At 73.3% G+C, this 14,838-nt stretch carries 14 protein-coding genes; 3 read left to right on the top strand and 11 right to left on the bottom strand.

The genetic code is table 11. From position 1 onward, the window contains the following. Nucleotides 1-70 precede the first annotated feature (70 nt). A complete protein-coding gene (locus tag SM418_RS11490) occupies nt 71-2,158 on the top strand; it encodes an N-acetylmuramoyl-L-alanine amidase (protein ID WP_371940613.1) in 2,088 nt (695 codons plus the stop codon). Between the two features lie 54 nt (nt 2,159-2,212). Here SM418_RS11490 and SM418_RS11485 read toward each other — a convergent pair whose 3' ends face one another. The 8 genes from SM418_RS11485 to SM418_RS11450 form a co-directional block, all read right to left on the bottom strand. Then, on the bottom strand, nt 2,213-2,554 hold the full coding sequence (locus SM418_RS11485; protein ID WP_371940614.1) for a HEAT repeat domain-containing protein: 342 nt from the start codon (nt 2,552-2,554) through the stop codon (nt 2,213-2,215). A gap of 58 nt (nt 2,555-2,612) precedes the next feature. Then, nucleotides 2,613-4,778 carry an MMPL family transporter gene (locus SM418_RS11480; protein ID WP_371940615.1) on the bottom strand — a complete coding sequence of 722 codons (2,166 nt, stop codon included), beginning with the start codon at nt 4,776-4,778 and terminating at the stop codon, nt 2,613-2,615. Between the two features lie 113 nt (nt 4,779-4,891). Next, entirely contained in the window at nt 4,892-5,530 is a 639-nt protein-coding gene (locus SM418_RS11475; RefSeq protein ID WP_371940616.1) for a response regulator, read from the bottom strand. Next, a complete protein-coding gene (locus SM418_RS11470; protein ID WP_371940617.1) occupies nt 5,523-6,680 on the bottom strand; it encodes a sensor histidine kinase in 1,158 nt (385 codons plus the stop codon). The genes SM418_RS11475 and SM418_RS11470 overlap by 8 nt, the downstream gene beginning before the upstream one ends. 13 nt (nt 6,681-6,693) lie before the next feature. After that, the gene (locus SM418_RS11465; protein ID WP_371940618.1) at nt 6,694-7,434 is read right to left on the bottom strand and encodes an ABC transporter permease; all 741 of its coding nucleotides are present in this window, start codon (nt 7,432-7,434) and stop codon (nt 6,694-6,696) included. A 1-nt stretch (nt 7,435) separates the two neighbouring features. After that, nucleotides 7,436-8,341, bottom strand: coding sequence for an ABC transporter ATP-binding protein (locus SM418_RS11460; protein WP_371940619.1), 906 nt, complete (start codon nt 8,339-8,341; stop codon nt 7,436-7,438). A 180-nt stretch (nt 8,342-8,521) separates the two neighbouring features. Next, complete coding sequence (locus tag SM418_RS11455; RefSeq protein ID WP_371940620.1) at nt 8,522-10,603, bottom strand: MMPL family transporter; 2,082 nt, start codon at nt 10,601-10,603, stop codon at nt 8,522-8,524. 90 nt (nt 10,604-10,693) lie between these two features. Then, nucleotides 10,694-11,116: a hypothetical protein gene (locus SM418_RS11450; RefSeq protein ID WP_371940621.1), complete on the bottom strand. Its 423-nt coding sequence runs from the start codon at nt 11,114-11,116 to the stop codon at nt 10,694-10,696. A gap of 161 nt (nt 11,117-11,277) precedes the next feature. Between SM418_RS11450 and SM418_RS11445 the strand changes: the two genes are divergently transcribed. Then, a complete protein-coding gene (locus tag SM418_RS11445) occupies nt 11,278-11,469 on the top strand; it encodes a hypothetical protein (RefSeq protein ID WP_371940622.1) in 192 nt (63 codons plus the stop codon). 31 nt (nt 11,470-11,500) lie between these two features. Here SM418_RS11445 and dacB read toward each other — a convergent pair whose 3' ends face one another. Together dacB and SM418_RS11435 are read right to left on the bottom strand one after the other, a co-directional pair. Beyond that, nucleotides 11,501-13,027, bottom strand: a complete 1,527-nt coding sequence (gene dacB, locus SM418_RS11440; protein WP_371940623.1) for a D-alanyl-D-alanine carboxypeptidase/D-alanyl-D-alanine endopeptidase — start codon at nt 13,025-13,027, stop codon at nt 11,501-11,503. A 232-nt stretch (nt 13,028-13,259) separates the two neighbouring features. Beyond that, nucleotides 13,260-13,745, bottom strand: coding sequence for a hypothetical protein (locus SM418_RS11435; protein ID WP_371940624.1), 486 nt, complete (start codon nt 13,743-13,745; stop codon nt 13,260-13,262). Here SM418_RS11435 and SM418_RS11430 point away from each other — a divergent pair. Next, nucleotides 13,702-13,914: a winged helix-turn-helix transcriptional regulator gene (locus tag SM418_RS11430; RefSeq protein ID WP_371966064.1), complete on the top strand. Its 213-nt coding sequence runs from the start codon at nt 13,702-13,704 to the stop codon at nt 13,912-13,914. The genes SM418_RS11435 and SM418_RS11430 overlap by 44 nt on opposite strands. 37 nt (nt 13,915-13,951) lie before the next feature. Here SM418_RS11430 and SM418_RS11425 read toward each other — a convergent pair whose 3' ends face one another. Further along, nucleotides 13,952-14,791, bottom strand: coding sequence for a LysR family transcriptional regulator (locus SM418_RS11425; RefSeq protein ID WP_371940625.1), 840 nt, complete (start codon nt 14,789-14,791; stop codon nt 13,952-13,954). Between the last annotated feature and the right edge of the window lie 47 nt (nt 14,792-14,838).

Raw genomic sequence — 14,838 nt, 5'->3', positions numbered from 1 at the left:
CAGAAACGTGTGACACTTTGCGCGGCCGCGGCGCTCTCTGATCATGGGCTTCGGCCATGAACGGAGAAGCATGCTCAAGCGCACTTTGATCGGGGCCTCGGCGGCCGCAGTGGCCGTCGCGGGGACGGTGACCTGGACGGTCTCGGCCAGATCGACCGCGACGACGACGTCGGCCACCGGGCCGGGGGCCGGACGGGTGCACGCGCGCCCGCTCCAGGACCTGGCCGGCGCCGCCTCAGGCGGGAAGGCCGCGGGGCTGCCCGCCGCCACGACCGAACCGTTCAGCCTCGTCGGCGTCACCTGGGACCGGCCCCGCGAAGAGCTTCGCGGGACGGTCCGGCTCCGCACGCGGGACGCCGGGACCGGCAAGTGGTCGGGCTGGCGCGCCCTGGAGCCCGACCTCGCCGACGCCCCCGACCAGGGCGGGCGCGGCGGGACGAACGGGCTGTGGGTCGGCCCGTCCAACGGCGTCGAGGTGCGCGTGACCGGGCAGGGCCGCACCCTCCCCGCAGGGCTGCGCGTCGACCTGGTCGACCCGGGCGCCCGCGCGGCGTCGTCCACGCCGCGGGCCGCCGGACCGGACGCGGGCACCGGCATGCGGCTGGTCGCGGCCACCACGCCCCTCACCGCTCCCGTCACCGCGCCGAAGCCGGCCATCACGGCACGCGCCGGGTGGGGCGCCGACGAGTCCATCGTCCAGGGCCCGCCGACCTACGACAGCTCGGTCAAGGCGGCGTTCGTCCACCACACCGACACGGGCAACGGCTACACCTGCGCCGACTCGGCCTCGGTGGTCCGGTCGGTGTTCCTGTACCACGTGAAGAGCCAGGGCTGGGCCGACATCGGCTACAACTTCCTCGTCGACAAGTGCGGCACGATCTTCGAGGGACGGGCCGGGGGCGTCGACCGCCCCGTCCACGGCGCCCACACCTACGGGTTCAACACCGACACCACCGGGATCGCCGTCCTCGGCACCTACACGGCCGCGAACGACCCCGACGTGCCCGGCGTGGCCCCTACCAAGGCCGCCCTTGACGGCGTCGCGAAGGTCGCCGCCTGGAAGCTGGGGCTGACCGGGGTCGACCCCACGGCGAAGACGACCCTGACCTCGGCCGCCCCGGACGGCACGGGCGGCAAGTACCCCTTCGGGCAGGAGGTCGTGTTCAACACGATCTCCGGTCACCGCGACGGGTTCGCGACCGCGTGCCCGGGCGAGCAGCTCTACAGCGCGCTGCCCGCCGTCCGGACGGCGGCGAAGCAGGCCACGGTTCCGGCCCTCGCCGCCACCGTGACCGGTGCGCAGGCGGCCGGCGGCCGCTACTACACCCAGAGCACGGCCACCGTGAACTGGACGCCGGCCGAGGGCGCGACCTACACCGTCAGCGTGGACGGAGCGACGGCCGCGACACCCGACGCCGGTGCGTCGTCCGCGACGGTGACCCTCGCGCCGGGCACGCGCAGCGTCCAGCTGCACGCCGCCTTCGCCGACGGCACCACCTCCGCCTCCCCCGTCTTCACGGTCGTCGCGGACACGACCCGGCCGGCCATCTCGTCCCAGGCGCTGTACCTGCGCAAGGCGACGGTCAACAGCACCGCGATCCCGGTCTCGCTGACCTGGAAGGCCACCGACAACGCGCTGCTCAGCTCGCTGAAGGCCACCTCGCCGGCCGCGAAGAACTTCTACACCACCACGACGAGCTGGTCCGCGAGCGCCAAGCCGCTCGCGACGCAGTCGTGGTCGCTGACCGCCGCCGACGCGGCGGGCAACACCACGACCAGCGCGATCAGCCGCTACGCGGGCGGCATCAGCGAGGGATCGGCGAGCCGTACCGGCACGTGGAAGCTCACCACCACCACGTCCTACCTGGGTGGACGCGGCCTGTACAGCGGCTCCAAGGGCGCGAGCGCGAGCTGGACGTTCACCGGCCGCACCGCCGGCCTGATCTTCAAGCGCGCCACCAACCTCGGCGCCGTGCTCGTCTACGTAGACGGCGCCAAGATCGGCACGCTGGACACCCGCTCGTCGTCCACGGCCTACCGGCAGCTCCTGTGGACGCGCACCTGGAGCACCAGCGGCAAGCACACCATCAAGATCGTCGTCGCGGGCACCTCCGGGCGTCCCACGGTCGGCATAGACGGCCTGGTCTACCTCCGCTGAGCGCCTCGGCCGGGCCGCCGCCGAAAGCTGACGGCGGCCCGGCCGCTGGACCTCCTAGGAGATCCAGCCGCCGTCCCTCGCCTGCTCCAGCAGCCGGTCGGCCGCACGGCTGTCGAGCATCTCCAGACCGCGGACGGCCCAGAAACGCAACGACTCGTCCGGGCTCTCCAGCTGGCCGCCCAACACCTCCAGCGCCTCCGCCGACCGAGCCTCCGCCACGAGCTCCAGCAGCCAGCAGCGCAGCCCCTGGTCGTCCCGCTCAGCCGCGAACTCCTCGATGAGCTCGTCGACGTACGCGTCCGCGTGCTCGCGCAGGAAGTCGAACGCGCCCTCCCGAACCCGCGGATCCTCGTCCCGCATGAGCTGCATGGCCTGATCGAAACGCCGCCGCGACATGCCCCCGACCCTACGACCCCCCACCGACACACGCGCCGACACCCGCCGGCGCCCCCGGTCAGCCGGGGACGGGTTCCGTGTGCGACTCGGGGGCGGACGGGGCGGGGCGGCGGGGCCACAGGGCGCGGTCGCCGAGCAGGCGCACGATCGCGGGCACCATCAGCGGGCGGACGACGAACGTGTCGAGCAGGATCCCGATCGCCATGGCCAGGCCGAACTGGTACAGCTCGCGGAGCGGCTGCGTCATCAGCACCGAGAACGTCCCGGCGAGGATCAGTCCGGCCGACGACACCACGCCGCCCGTGCGGGTGATGGCCGCCCGCAGCGCCTCCACGGGGGGCTTGAGCGCCGCCTCCTGCCGGTACCGGCTCATGATGAAGATGTTGTAGTCGACCCCCAGCGACACGAGGAAGATGAACACGTAGGCCAGCACGCGGTTGCCGATGCCCGTGTCGCCGCCCAGCCACACGCTGATCGCGACGGTCAGGCCGAGCGTCGCCAGGCACGACAGCAGCAGGGTGGCGAGCAGGTAGACCGGGGCCAGCGCGGACCGCAGCAGCCAGGCCAGCACCAGCCCGACGATCAGCAGGACGAGCGGGACGAGCAGGAGGATGTCGCGGTCGAGCGCCGACTTCGTGTCGGCGGTCTCGGCCGTCGGGCCTGCGACGTGGACGCGGGGGGCGGTGATGCCGGCGTCCCGCGCGGCCTTGGCGGCGGCGGCGCGGAGCGGGTCCACGGAGTCCATGGCGGCCGGCGAGTACGGGTTGTCCTTCAGGACGACCGTGATGCGCGCCGCGCCGGACCTGAGGTCGCGGCTCGGGTCGAACGCCGTCCGGGCGGCCCGCGGGGCGACGGCCGCCCTGACGGCCTCGGCCCGCGCCGGGGTGATGTTCCCGCCGCGCACGAGCAGGGTGGTCGGCGCGATCTCGCCCGGCCCGAGATTCCGGTCGATCATCGTCCGCCCGGTGGCGGAGTCGGTGTCGACCCGGAACCCGCCGACGAGGTCGAAGGTCTCCTTGTACCCGGTCATCCCGAGGCCCAGCACCGCCAGCAGGACGAGGGTGGTCGCGAGGACCCGGCGCGGGGCGGTCACGACGAGGTCGGCGGCGCGCCGCCAGACGGCGCCGCCGGTCGCGCGGCGGGCCATCCTCTCCTCGGAGAACGGCCAGAACACCGCCCGTCCGAGCAGCAGGACGGCGGCGGGGATGAAGGTGAACGCGACCACGGCCATCACCGCGACGCCGAGCGCCAGGTACGGCCCGAACCCGCGCAGGGCCGGGGACGCGCAGGCCAGCAGCGCGAACATGGCGAGCACGATGGTGGACGCGCTGGCCAGCACGGATTCGGCCACCCCGCGCAGCGCCGCCCGCATCGCCGCGAACCGGTCCGGGGTGCCGGTCAGCGCCTCCCGGTACCGGCTGGTGATGATCAGCGCGTAGTCGGTGCCCACCCCGAACAGCAGCACCGTCATGATCGAGGCGGTCTGCGCGCTGATGGTGACGGCGCCCGCGTCGGCGAGCAGCGCGCCGATCGACTGGGTGACCTGCATGGCCACGCCCACCGCCAGCAGCGGCACCAGGGCGAGCAGCGGGGACCGGTAGACCACCAGCAGGATCACCAGGACGAGCACGACGGTGCCGAGCAGCAGCACCTTGTCGCCGCTGGAGAACACCTTGACGGTGTCGTAGATGATCCCGGCGGGGCCCGTCACCGCGACCTGCGCGCCCGGCACCGCGTCCTTGACGGCGGTGCGCAGGCCGGCGACGGCGTCCTTGAACGCGTCGCTCGTCACGTCGCCGGTGACGGGGACGATCACGACCCGGGTCCGCCCGTCGGCGGAGGTCAGCCCCGCGCCGCCCGGGACGCAGTCGGCGCCCGGCCTCGTCCCTTCGGCGCCGCAGACGGGCGACACCGGCAGGCCGAGCTGCGGCCGTCCGGTGCCGCGGGCCGCGCGGGTGACGGCGGCGGCGGCCTTGGCGCCGTCGTCGGCCTTCACGACCACGACCGCCGGCAGGGCGTCGCTGCCCGGGAAGGCCCGCTCCAGCTCCCGCTGCGCCTCCGCCGACGTGCTCGCGGCGGGCGGGCCGTTCTCCGACTCGTTGTCCTGCACCGACTTCAGGTCGGGCGCGAGCGCGGTGAGGACGAAGGTCAGGGCGATCCAGAGGACGACTGTGAGGGCCGCCGAACGCTTCGAGGCGAGCATCGCTCGCAGCAATGCCGACATGGGCACCCTCACTTTGGAAACGCTGTTTCGCTAGGCGCGGACACCCTACATCGACACGACCGGCGATTCCGGGGTGAACCGTCCGCAGTGTCGGGACGGAAACGGAGCACCGGTTACGGCAGCAGGTGCTTCTCGTAGGCGGTGGCCACCGCCGCGGCACGGTCCTTGACGTCCAGCTTCGCGTAGATGTGAGTGAGGTGCGTCTTGACCGTGGCCTCGCTGATGAAGAGCTCCGCGGCGATCTCCCGGTTGCCGGTGCCGCGCGCCACCAGGCGCAGCACCTCCAGCTCGCGGGCGCTCAGCGAGCCGCCGCGCGGCGCGCGGACGCGGGAGACCAGGCGCGAGGCGATGGCCGGGGACAGGACGGTGCGGCCTTCCGCGGCGGCCCGGACGGCGTCGAAGAGGTCGTCGCGCGGCGCGTCCTTCAGCAGGTAGCCGGTGGCGCCGGCCTCGATCGCCGGGATCGTGTCGGTGTCGGTGTCGTAGGTGGTGAGGACGAGGACCTTGCAGGGCAGGCCGCGCCGGGCGAGCTCGGTGATGGCCTCCACGCCGCCCCCGCCGGGCATCCGGAGGTCCATGAGGACGACGTCGGGCCGGAGCTCCTCCGCGAGCGCGACGGCTTCGGGGCCGTCGGCGGCCTCGGCCAGGACCTCGAAACCGGTGGTCGCGGCGAACATGCCGCGCAGGCCGTCCCGGACGACGGGGTGGTCGTCGACGATCAGCAGCGTGATGTCAGCGGTGGCGTCAGGCATGGCGGATCAACGGTACGCGGGCGGAGACGGCCGTGCCCCGGCCGGGTTCGGACTCGATCTCCAGGGTGCCGGCGACGCGTTCGGCGCGCTCGCGCATGGCGGTGAGCCCGAAGCCGCCGGAGGGGCGGGTGAAGCCGCGGCCGTCGTCGCGGACGTCGAGGGTCACCTCGTCGTCCATGTAGGAGAGGGTCACGCCGACGCGGTCGGCGTGCGCGTGGCGGGCGGCGTTGGCGAGGGCCTCCTGGGCGATGCGCAGGAGCGCGGCCTCCAGTTGGTCGTGCAGGGGTTCCACCGTCCCGGTGATGGTGACGTGGGCCCGGCCCTCGGCGATCTTCTTGAGGGCCTCGGGGAGCGTGTCGTGCTCCAGGTTCGTGGGCGCGAGGTCCTGCACGGATCGGCGGGCCTCGCGCAGGCTCGCGCGGGCGAGGTCGGTGGCGCGGCGGACGTGCTCGCCGTCCTCGGCGGCCTGGAGCTGGGTGATGATGCCGGCCAGGCCCTGGGCGATGGTGTCGTGGATCTCGGCGGCCAGCCGGCGGCGCTCGTCGCCGACCCCGGCCTCGCGGGCCTGGACGAGGAGCTGGGCCTGGAGACCGGCGTTCTCGGCGAGGGCCTGCTCCAGCCGGGCGTTGGTCCGTTCGAGTTCGGCGATGGTCTCCACCTGGACGCGGGTGCGCTCGGCCTCCCGCTCGGCGATGCCGCCGAAGAGGACGACGAGCCCGGCGTTCAGGGCGAAGAGGCCGGCGAGGCCGGCCGCCTGGGCGAGGCTGCCCGGCGGCAGGCCGCCGGACTGGGCCCCCGACATGGTGACCGCCGTGACGAGCGTCCCGGCCAGGCTCCAGCGCCGCCGGGGCAGGTAGTGCTGTGCGTCGAAGTAGCCGAGCACTGCGTACACGCTGAAGAACGGATTCAGCCAGGAGAGGGCGAAGGCGAGGACGGTGCGGGTCCAGTAGTAGGAGTGCCCCGGGATCTTCCCTGCGGCATGGAGTGCCTGGAGGACCACCGCGGTGAGCAGGAGGGGCGCGGCGGCTCGCTCCTCCGCGGCCGACATGATCTCCCCGCGACTGAGCAGTGCGAGCAGCGTCGCGAGGGGGAGCAGGGCGAACGGCCCCCAGCGGTAGAACCGTTCCCATTGCTCCTGAACTGTCGCCATTGCACCATTTTCCCTACTCCCACCGGAACCATCGAACGGCGGCGGCGATCAGGACGACGGCCCAGGCCGCGGTGACGCCGAGGTGCGTCCAGCCGGGCCACGCGCCCTCGGCGGCCTGGTGCAGCGCCTGGGACGCGGCGCCGAACGGGAAGCACTCGACGACGCGCCGCAGCGCGTCGGGCATGGCCTGGACGGGAAGCCAGACACCCGCGAGGAACATGGACGGGAAGAAGACGATCGAGCCGACCGCGGTGGTGGCCCTGACGGTGGGCGTGACGGCGGCGACCACGGCGCCCGTCCCGAGGACGCTGAGTGCGCAGAGCAGCAGCGCCAGCAGGTAGCCGGGCACCTGGCCGGGCAGCGCCACACCGAACGCGACCCGGCCGACGGCGATGACCAGCAGCGCCGACCCCAGGGCCGCCGCGAAATGAAGCACGATCTGCGCGGCCAGCAGCGAGCCGGGCCGCACCGGCGTGGTGGACATGCGGCGCACGATGCCGCGCTCGCGGTAGCCGGACAGGACGGGCGGCATCGCCTGGATCCCGGCCATGATCAGGGCGAGCAGCACGCCGACCGGCACGTACAGGTCGATGACCCGGTCGCCGCCGAGCGCGGGGTCCGGTTCCCGGAACGAGGGGATCAGGCCGAGGATCGTCACCAGGACGGCCGGGAAGCCGGCGACCCAGAACAGCGTGGACGGCTCGCGGCGGAAGAGCCGGAATTCCGCTTTGAGGACGGCGGTGGACGCGGACACGTCAGTTCTCCTGCTCTGCGGTGAGTTCGAGGAAGGCGTCGTCCAGCGTGGAATCGGTGATCCGCAGCTGGTGGGCGGTGATCTGGTGGCGGGCGAGCAGCGAGATGACCGCGTTGACGGTCGTGTCGGTGCCGTGGATGGTGAGGCGGCCGCCTCGGCGCTCGAAGGTCGTGGCCTCGGGCAGGCCGGTCAGGTCGCCGTCGTCGAGGGGCCGGGACGGGGTGAAGGAGAGCACGGTGCGGCCGGCGCTGCGGCGGATCAGGCCGGCGGGGGTGTCGAGGGCGGCGATGCGGCCCTCCTTGAACACCGCGATCCGGTCGCAGAGGCGCTGGGCCTCCTCCATGAAGTGCGTGACGAGCAGGACGGTGACGCCGGAGTCGCGGACGTCCTCGATCAGCTTCCAGGTGGCGCGCCGGGCGCGCGGATCGAGGCCGGTGGTCAGCTCGTCCAGGGCGACGATCCGCGGGCGGCCGATGAGGGCGAGTGCGATGAACAGGCGCTGCCTCTGGCCGCCGGACAGCTTGCCGAAGGGGGTGGCGAGCTGCCCGGTGACGCCGAGGCGCTCGGCGAGTTCGCGCCAGTCCGCCGGGTCCGGGTAGAAGGCGGCGTAGAGCTCCAGGGCCTCCCGCACGGTCAGCTTCTCCTGCAGCCGGCTCTCCTGGAGCTGGACGCCGAGGATCCGGGTCAGCTCGGCGCGGTCGGCGCGCGGGTCGAGCCCGGCGACGCGGACGGCGCCCGCGTCGGGCACGCGCAGGCCCTCCAGGCACTCGACGGTCGTGGTCTTGCCGGCGCCGTTCGGGCCGAGGATCCCGAAGATCTCACCTTCCTGGACGGCGAACCCGACGCCGTCCACCACGGGACGGCCGCCGTAGACCTTGCGCAGGCCGCTGACTTCGATGATCGGCATGCGTCGAGCATCGCCTCGCGCGCGGCCCGCGCACATCGCCCGAGCCGCTCGTCCGCCCATCAGCCGATCGGCTGACCCCCGCCTACGACCCCGCCTACGACCCCGCGCGACAGGCGGGGAAGGGCAGCCCGAACACCGCATGTCCCCCTCCCCCGTAAGGGCAGGCGCCCGTCGGAGGAATCACGACGACGCTCGCCTCGTCGGCTCCGAGCGGGACAGGACGCCCGGCCACCAGGCGCGGGGGCCGGCGTCCCGGACGAGGGCGGGGACGAGGAGGGAGCGGACGAGGAGGGTGTCCATCAGGACGCCGAACGCCACGATGAAGGCGATCTGGACCATGAACGCCAGCGGGATGACGACGAGGGCGGCGAAGGTCGCGGCGAGGACCACGCCCGCCGAGGTGATGACGCCGCCGGTCGCGGTGAGACCGCGCAGGACGCCGTCGCGCGGCCCGTGCCGCAGCGACTCCTCGCGGGCGCGGGTCATCAGGAAGATGTTGTAGTCGACGCCGAGCGCGACGAGGAACACGAACCCGTACAGCGGCACCGACGGGTCGGTGGCGGTGAAGCCGAGCAGGTGCCGGAAGACGAGCGCGGCGACGCCGAGGGTCGCCAGGTAGTTGAGCGCGACGGTGGCGACCAGCAGCAGCGGCATCGCCAGCGAGCGGAGCAGCATCACCAGGATCACCACGATGATGCCGAGGACGACCGGGACGATGACGGCGCGGTCGTGTTCGGCGGCGGCCAGGGTGTCGGCCTGCTGGGCGGTGTAGCCGCCGACGAGCGCGTCCGCGCCGGGAACGGCGTGCAGGTTCGCGCGCAGGCGGTGGACGGTCTGCCGAGCGGCTTCGCTGTCGGCCGCCGCGCTCAGCGTGACGTCGACGAGGGCGCGGCCTTCGACGACGAGCGGCGCCCCGGCCCGGGTGCGCGGCCGGACGTCGGACACGCCTTCGGTGCGGTCCGCGACGGAGACGACCTGCGGCAGCGCCTGCGCGTTGGTGAGCACGACCGCCGGGTTGCCCGAACCGCCGGGATAGTGCGCGTTGAGGACGTCCTGCGCCGTCACCGACGGGGCCTCGCCGACGAACGTCTCGCTGAGCGGTACCCCGTCCGTGCGCAGCGTGGGCATGAACGCTGCGCAGGCGATCAGCACGATCAGGCAGCTCGTCCAGGCGCGGCGCGGGTGGCGGTCCAGCAGGCTCGCGATCCGCTCCCAGATCCGGTGCCTGGACGCCCCGTCGTGGTCCGGGTGCGGCCGGGCGGGCCAGTAGACCGCACGTCCCAGCAGGAGCAGGACCGCGGGCAGGAAGGTGAGCGCGCTCAGCAGCGCGCAGGAGATGCCGATGGCTCCGACGGGCCCGAGCGCCCGGTTGTTGGACAGGTCGCTGAGCAGCAGGGCGATCAGCCCCATGGCCACGGTGCCGGCGCTGGCGGCGATGGCGCCGGCCGAGCGGCGCCACGCGGCCCACAGCGCCGCCGACCGCGACTCGCCGGCGGAGAGCTCCTCGCGGAACCGGGCCGACAGCAGCAGCGCGTAGTCGGTGCAGGCGCCGATGACCAGGATCGACAGGATGCCCTGCACCTGCCCGTCCACCGTCACCACGCCGCGCTTGGCCAGGTAGTAGGCGATCGCGCTGGCCAGCCCGAGGGCGAACACCGAACCGAGAATGATCATGAAGGGGAGCAGCACGCTCCGGTAGACCAGCAGCAGGATCAGCAGGACGACCGCGACGGCCACGCCGACGAGCAGGGTGTCGATGCCGGAGAAGGCGTCGCTGAGGTCGGCCTGGGTGGCTGCGGGGCCGGCCACGTAGGCGCTGGTCCCGGGCACCTGCCCGGCGGCGCCGCGGATGGCGTCGATCGTGTCGGGGCTGTGCTCGCCGACGTCGGACCGGATCTGCACGACCCCGGTCAGCGCCGCCCCGTCCCGCGACGGCACGACCGGGGACGCCGCGCCCGTGACGTACGGGACGCCCTGCATCGAGGCCAGCGCGCGCTGCGCCGCCGCACGCTGTTCGGGCGTGACCGTTCCGTCCCGGGCCGTCCAGACGACGATGGCGGGGATCGTCTGGTTCTGCTGGAAGGCGGCCTCCTGTTCGAGCACCCGCGTCGACTCGGCGCTCTGCGGCAGGAAGGACGACTGCTCGTTGGTGGCGACGTCACCGAGTTTGCCCGCGTACGGGCCGAGCGTCCCGCCGATGACCAGCCAGGCCAGCAGCAGCACGACCGGCAGGACCCAGCGGACGGCTCGCGATATGGACATGACCTTCCCGGCTACAGCAGGTGAGCGTGCTTCCGCTCACTTTCCCGGGCCGGGACGGCGAAACATGATCGCCAGCGGGGAGAAGCCCGGTCAGGCGTAGCCGCGGGGGTCGGCGAGGGTCGGCCACACGAAGGCGTGGGTGTACCAGCCCGGGCCGCCGCGGGCGCGCCGCCTGCCGTAGGTGACGGCGATCGCGGCGATGTGGGAGCCGGGCCCGGCCCGGTCGGCGGCCGCGTCGTGGATCTCGCCGAGCAGCAGGCGGGCGGGCTGGTGGAGTTCGAGCCGCAGGACGAGGGGGCCGCGGCAGCGGGCGGCGGCCCGCACGACGAGGTCCTGGACCAGCGGCGCCACGCGGTCGGCGAGCCCTCCCTCGGCCGGGCCCAGGCCCCACGACTGCAGGGCGCCCCGGATGATCCCCCGGACGTTGCCCACCGCGTTCCGCCCGCCGGGCAGTTGCCAGCGGCCGGCGTGCGGGGGCTCCCCCGGGGCGGCGGGCGCGGGAACGGTGCTCATGTGCCTCTCCGATCACGAACATGCTCCGGGCCGACGGGCCCTCCCGGCCGGCGGGCGCCTGGGCCGGAACGCGGTCGTTGCCTCGCCGAACTTGTGCCCCGTCTGCCCGCGCTCATGCGCGAGGGCGCATACTGGCAGTGATGAAACCACGGCGGCGACCTTTGCCAACAAGTCCCTTCAAACCACCACCCCCGCCTCCGCCCGCCAAGCACTTCGGCGTCGCGGACCGGGTCACCCACGACAAGTACGGCCTGGGCCAGGTCGTCGAGGTCGAGGCCAACGCGGTCCTCGTCGACTTCGGCACGCAGAAAGTGCGGATCATGGCCCCGTACGCCAAGCTGTTCCCCCTCTGATCGCGCCACGCCGGGATCGGGGAGAGGCGGGTCAGCAGAGCCCGGCCCAGGAGCACTCCAGTTGCGGGCCCGCCTGCGCGGTCCGCAGCACGGAGGACGGCGCTCCGCCCGCCAGGCGGACCGCGATCCTGTCCTCGACGTCCTTCGGGGCGCCGCCCCGGTAGCCGTTGAGGATCACCGAGAAGATCAGCGGGCGCCCGGACGGGTCCGCCACGTAGCCCGACAGGGCCGTGGCGCCCGTCAGCGTGCCCGTCTTCGCGTGGACGTTGCCGGCTGCGGGCGTGCCGCGCATCCGGGAGGCCAGCGTGCCGCCGGCCATGCGGTCGGGGTCACCGGCGACGGGCAGCGCGCGGTACCAGCCCGGGAACCAGCGCGCCCTCCGCACCTTCCGCAGGAGGGTGGCGACGTCCCCGGCGGTCGTGCGGTCGAGCCGGGACAGCCCCGACCCGTCCGCCATCTCCAGCCGCGCGGACGGGACGCCCAGGGAACGGACGTACCGCTCGATCACCGGCAGCCCGGCCTCCCAGCTGCCCTCGCCCCCGGCCTTGCGCCCGATCGCCTTCACCAGGATCTCGGCGATCATGTTGTTGCTCAGCTTGAGGAACGGGACCATGAGCCGCGACAGCGGCATGGACGCGCGGGAGGCGATCCGGGCGGCGCGCGGGGGCGTCCGGCCGCGCTCGGTCGTGCCCCTGACCCGGACGCCGTGCGCTCGCAGCGCCTTACGGAAGACGTCCGCCGCGTACATCGTGGGCTTCCTGACCGTGCGCAGGACGGTGAGGGGCGTGCCACCGGCCGGATACGAGCCGCTCACCACGATCGTGTCGCTGCCGACGGCCCGCTCGACCGACACCGTCGACGGCGAGCCGGACGGCCCGGTGACCGCCCTGTTGTCGATCTTGACGACATCGGTGGCGGGGGCGAGCCCGACGCGGACGGGCCCGCCCTCGGCGCCCGGAGTGACCGACACGTTGACGGAACCGGTGTCGAAGTCGTCGTTCGGCGCGACGTTGAGCGCGGAGATCGGCGCGGCGTAGTAGTACTGCAGGTCGGTCGGATCCCAGTGGGACGGCGTCCGGACGGCGTCGAACCAGCCGTCGTCGGCCACCAGATCGCCTTCGACGCGCTCGATGCCCCTCGCGGCGACCTGCGCGGCCAGCCGGTCGTACTCGGCGGCCCGCATCGTCGGGTCCCCGGTGCCCCTGAGGTACAGGTCCCCCTTGACGGTCGGACCGGACACCGATCGGGCGTGCACGCTGGTGCTGAACCGGTACCCGGTGCCGAGCAGCGACAGCGCCGCGCTGGAGGTGTAGATCTTCAGGTTCGAGGCGGGCAGCACCGGGGTGGCGGCGCCGCGCGAGTAGCGGACGGCACCGGTCCGGGCGTCGCGCACCACCACGCCGACGGTGGCGCCGTCGAGACGCGGGTCGGCGAGGACGGCGTCGAGGTCTCCGCCCAGGTCGCCCGGCGCGGACGCCCCGGCGGGCACGGCCGGCGCGGTGAGCGCGACGACTCCGGCGAGCAGGACGGCCGAGATCCGCGCCAGTTGACCATGCATGAGGGTGAGCGTAGGCGTCCGACAGCCGCCGTCAAGGATCCCAGCTCACGGGTGCCATCAGAGCTCGCGTCACCGGCGGCGCCGTCACCCGGACCAACGCGCTCCGCCTCCTGCCACGCCTGGCCCGAAGGCTCGCCGGGTGACCTGACCGCGCGTCCACCAAGGCGCGCGAGGCCGGGCCGGGAGCGAGCCCCTGGCCCGGCCTCGCCGGTGCGGCGGCGCCGGTGCGGTGTCAGAGGTAGCCGAACTCCTTGGGGTCGGGGTTGAACAGTTCCCGGTTGGTCGTCTCGACGATCTCGATGATGTAGTTGGACGCGAGCCGCAGGCGGCCCTGGGCGCCCATAATGTTCGGGGTGCGGGGCTGGAGGATCGGCACGCCGAGCTTCTCCACCTGCTCGTAGACCCCGTCGATCGAGTCGACGACGTGCATCGTGCGCGTCTCCTGGATGAACGTCGGGAGCTTCGTCAGGTCCGCCGGGTCGATGACGACCGCGGAGACGTTCCCCAGCGCGGACTGGAGTCCGATGACGCCGAGGTTGTAGTACTCGGCGATGTTGAACTTGTACTCCAGGACGCCGTCCAGCAGGGTCAGGTAGTTGTGGACGTACTCCACCTCTTCGTCCGGAGTCAGGAAGAGGCGCTCGTAGGGCCCTGAGACGAAGTGGCCGCTGAGCATGGTCCGGGCCACGTCGGACGTCTTCGTGTTCGTATGGGACATGAGATGTCCACCCTTCGACACTGTCGGGGGGACCTGGGCGATGATGCCGCTCATCAGCCTGAACAGCGGCGACAGGCGCTACTGCCAGCTCAAGCGGAGTGTGCCCGGAATCGGCGACCGCATGCTCGGGGCCAGATCCTGCGCGGCGCCGGCGCCGAGGCCCGGCTGATCCGTGACCCGGTGGCGCCCTGGACGGCCGCGCAGTGTCAGAGGGCGGTCGCGGTTCGGATCAGGGTGGCGAGGGGCCGGGACCGGCTGTGCGGGGGCCAGGCGATCACCGTGGTCACCGTCGGGGCGTCCAGCAGCGGGACCGCGGTGAGGCCCTCATGCAGATGGGTCCGGACCGACTCCGGAAGGACCGCGGCGGCACGGCCGAGAGCGACCAGTTGCAGAAGCTGCACATGGTCGCGAACCTCCGCACCGGGGCCGTCCAAGTACGTGCCGTCGGGTTCGGGCCAGCGGGGCAGCGGCAGGCCGGGCAGCGCGGAGACGTCGGCCACGCGCAGGTGAGGCTCGGTGGTGAGGGGGTGCCCGGCCGGAAGGACGACGACCTGGCCCTCCGTGCGGAGGTCCTCGGTGTCCAAGCCGGACGTCGAGTCGAACGGCCGGTGCAGCAGCGCGACGTCGGCGCGGCCGTCTCGGAGCAGCCGTTCCTGCTCACCGGGGCCGCACAGGAGCACCTCGACGGGAACGGCCCCCGGTTCGGCGGCGTACGCGTCGAGCAGCTTCGGCAGCAGTTCCGCGGACGCTCCGGCCTTCGTGACGAGGACCAGGCCGGGTTCGGCGCAGGCGGCGCGGCGGGTGCGGCGGTCGGCGGCGCTGACCGCGTCGAGGGCCGCGCGTCCCTCGCGCAGGAGAACGCGCCCGGCCCCGGTCAGCGCGACACTGCGGTTGGTGCGCTCCAGCAGCGTCACGCCGAGCCGCCGTTCGAGCCGCTGGATGGCCCGGGAGAGCGGCGGCTGCGCGATGCCGAGCCGCTCCGCCGCCCGGCCGAAGTGCAACTCCTCGGCGACGGCGACGAAGTACCGCAGCTCCCGCGTCTCCATGCCGCCACGATACCCGGCGGGTATCACCGGCCACCCAAACGGTGTTG

Source organism: Actinomadura chokoriensis, assembly GCF_041463665.1.
GTDB lineage: Bacteria > Actinomycetota > Actinomycetes > Streptosporangiales > Streptosporangiaceae > Spirillospora > Spirillospora chokoriensis_A.
Note: the sequence above shows the minus strand (reverse complement) of the source record. Positions and strands in the feature narration are given on the sequence as shown.

Coding starts and splice junctions, on each gene's coding strand:
- dacB (WP_371940623.1), bottom strand. CDS start 13,027: ATGCATGGTCAACTGGCGCGGATCTCGGCCGTCCTGCTCGCCGGAGTC.
- SM418_RS11450 (WP_371940621.1), bottom strand. CDS start 11,116: ATGAGCACCGTTCCCGCGCCCGCCGCCCCGGGGGAGCCCCCGCACGCC.
- SM418_RS11460 (WP_371940619.1), bottom strand. CDS start 8,341: ATGCCGATCATCGAAGTCAGCGGCCTGCGCAAGGTCTACGGCGGCCGT.
- SM418_RS11425 (WP_371940625.1), bottom strand. CDS start 14,791: ATGGAGACGCGGGAGCTGCGGTACTTCGTCGCCGTCGCCGAGGAGTTG.
- SM418_RS11485 (WP_371940614.1), bottom strand. CDS start 2,554: ATGTCGCGGCGGCGTTTCGATCAGGCCATGCAGCTCATGCGGGACGAG.
- SM418_RS11475 (WP_371940616.1), bottom strand. CDS start 5,530: ATGCCTGACGCCACCGCTGACATCACGCTGCTGATCGTCGACGACCAC.
- SM418_RS11490 (WP_371940613.1), top strand. CDS start 71: ATGCTCAAGCGCACTTTGATCGGGGCCTCGGCGGCCGCAGTGGCCGTC.
- SM418_RS11480 (WP_371940615.1), bottom strand. CDS start 4,778: ATGTCGGCATTGCTGCGAGCGATGCTCGCCTCGAAGCGTTCGGCGGCC.
- SM418_RS11470 (WP_371940617.1), bottom strand. CDS start 6,680: ATGGCGACAGTTCAGGAGCAATGGGAACGGTTCTACCGCTGGGGGCCG.
- SM418_RS11455 (WP_371940620.1), bottom strand. CDS start 10,603: ATGTCCATATCGCGAGCCGTCCGCTGGGTCCTGCCGGTCGTGCTGCTG.
- SM418_RS11435 (WP_371940624.1), bottom strand. CDS start 13,745: ATGTCCCATACGAACACGAAGACGTCCGACGTGGCCCGGACCATGCTC.
- SM418_RS11430 (WP_371966064.1), top strand. CDS start 13,702: ATGGTCCGGGCCACGTCGGACGTCTTCGTGTTCGTATGGGACATGAGA.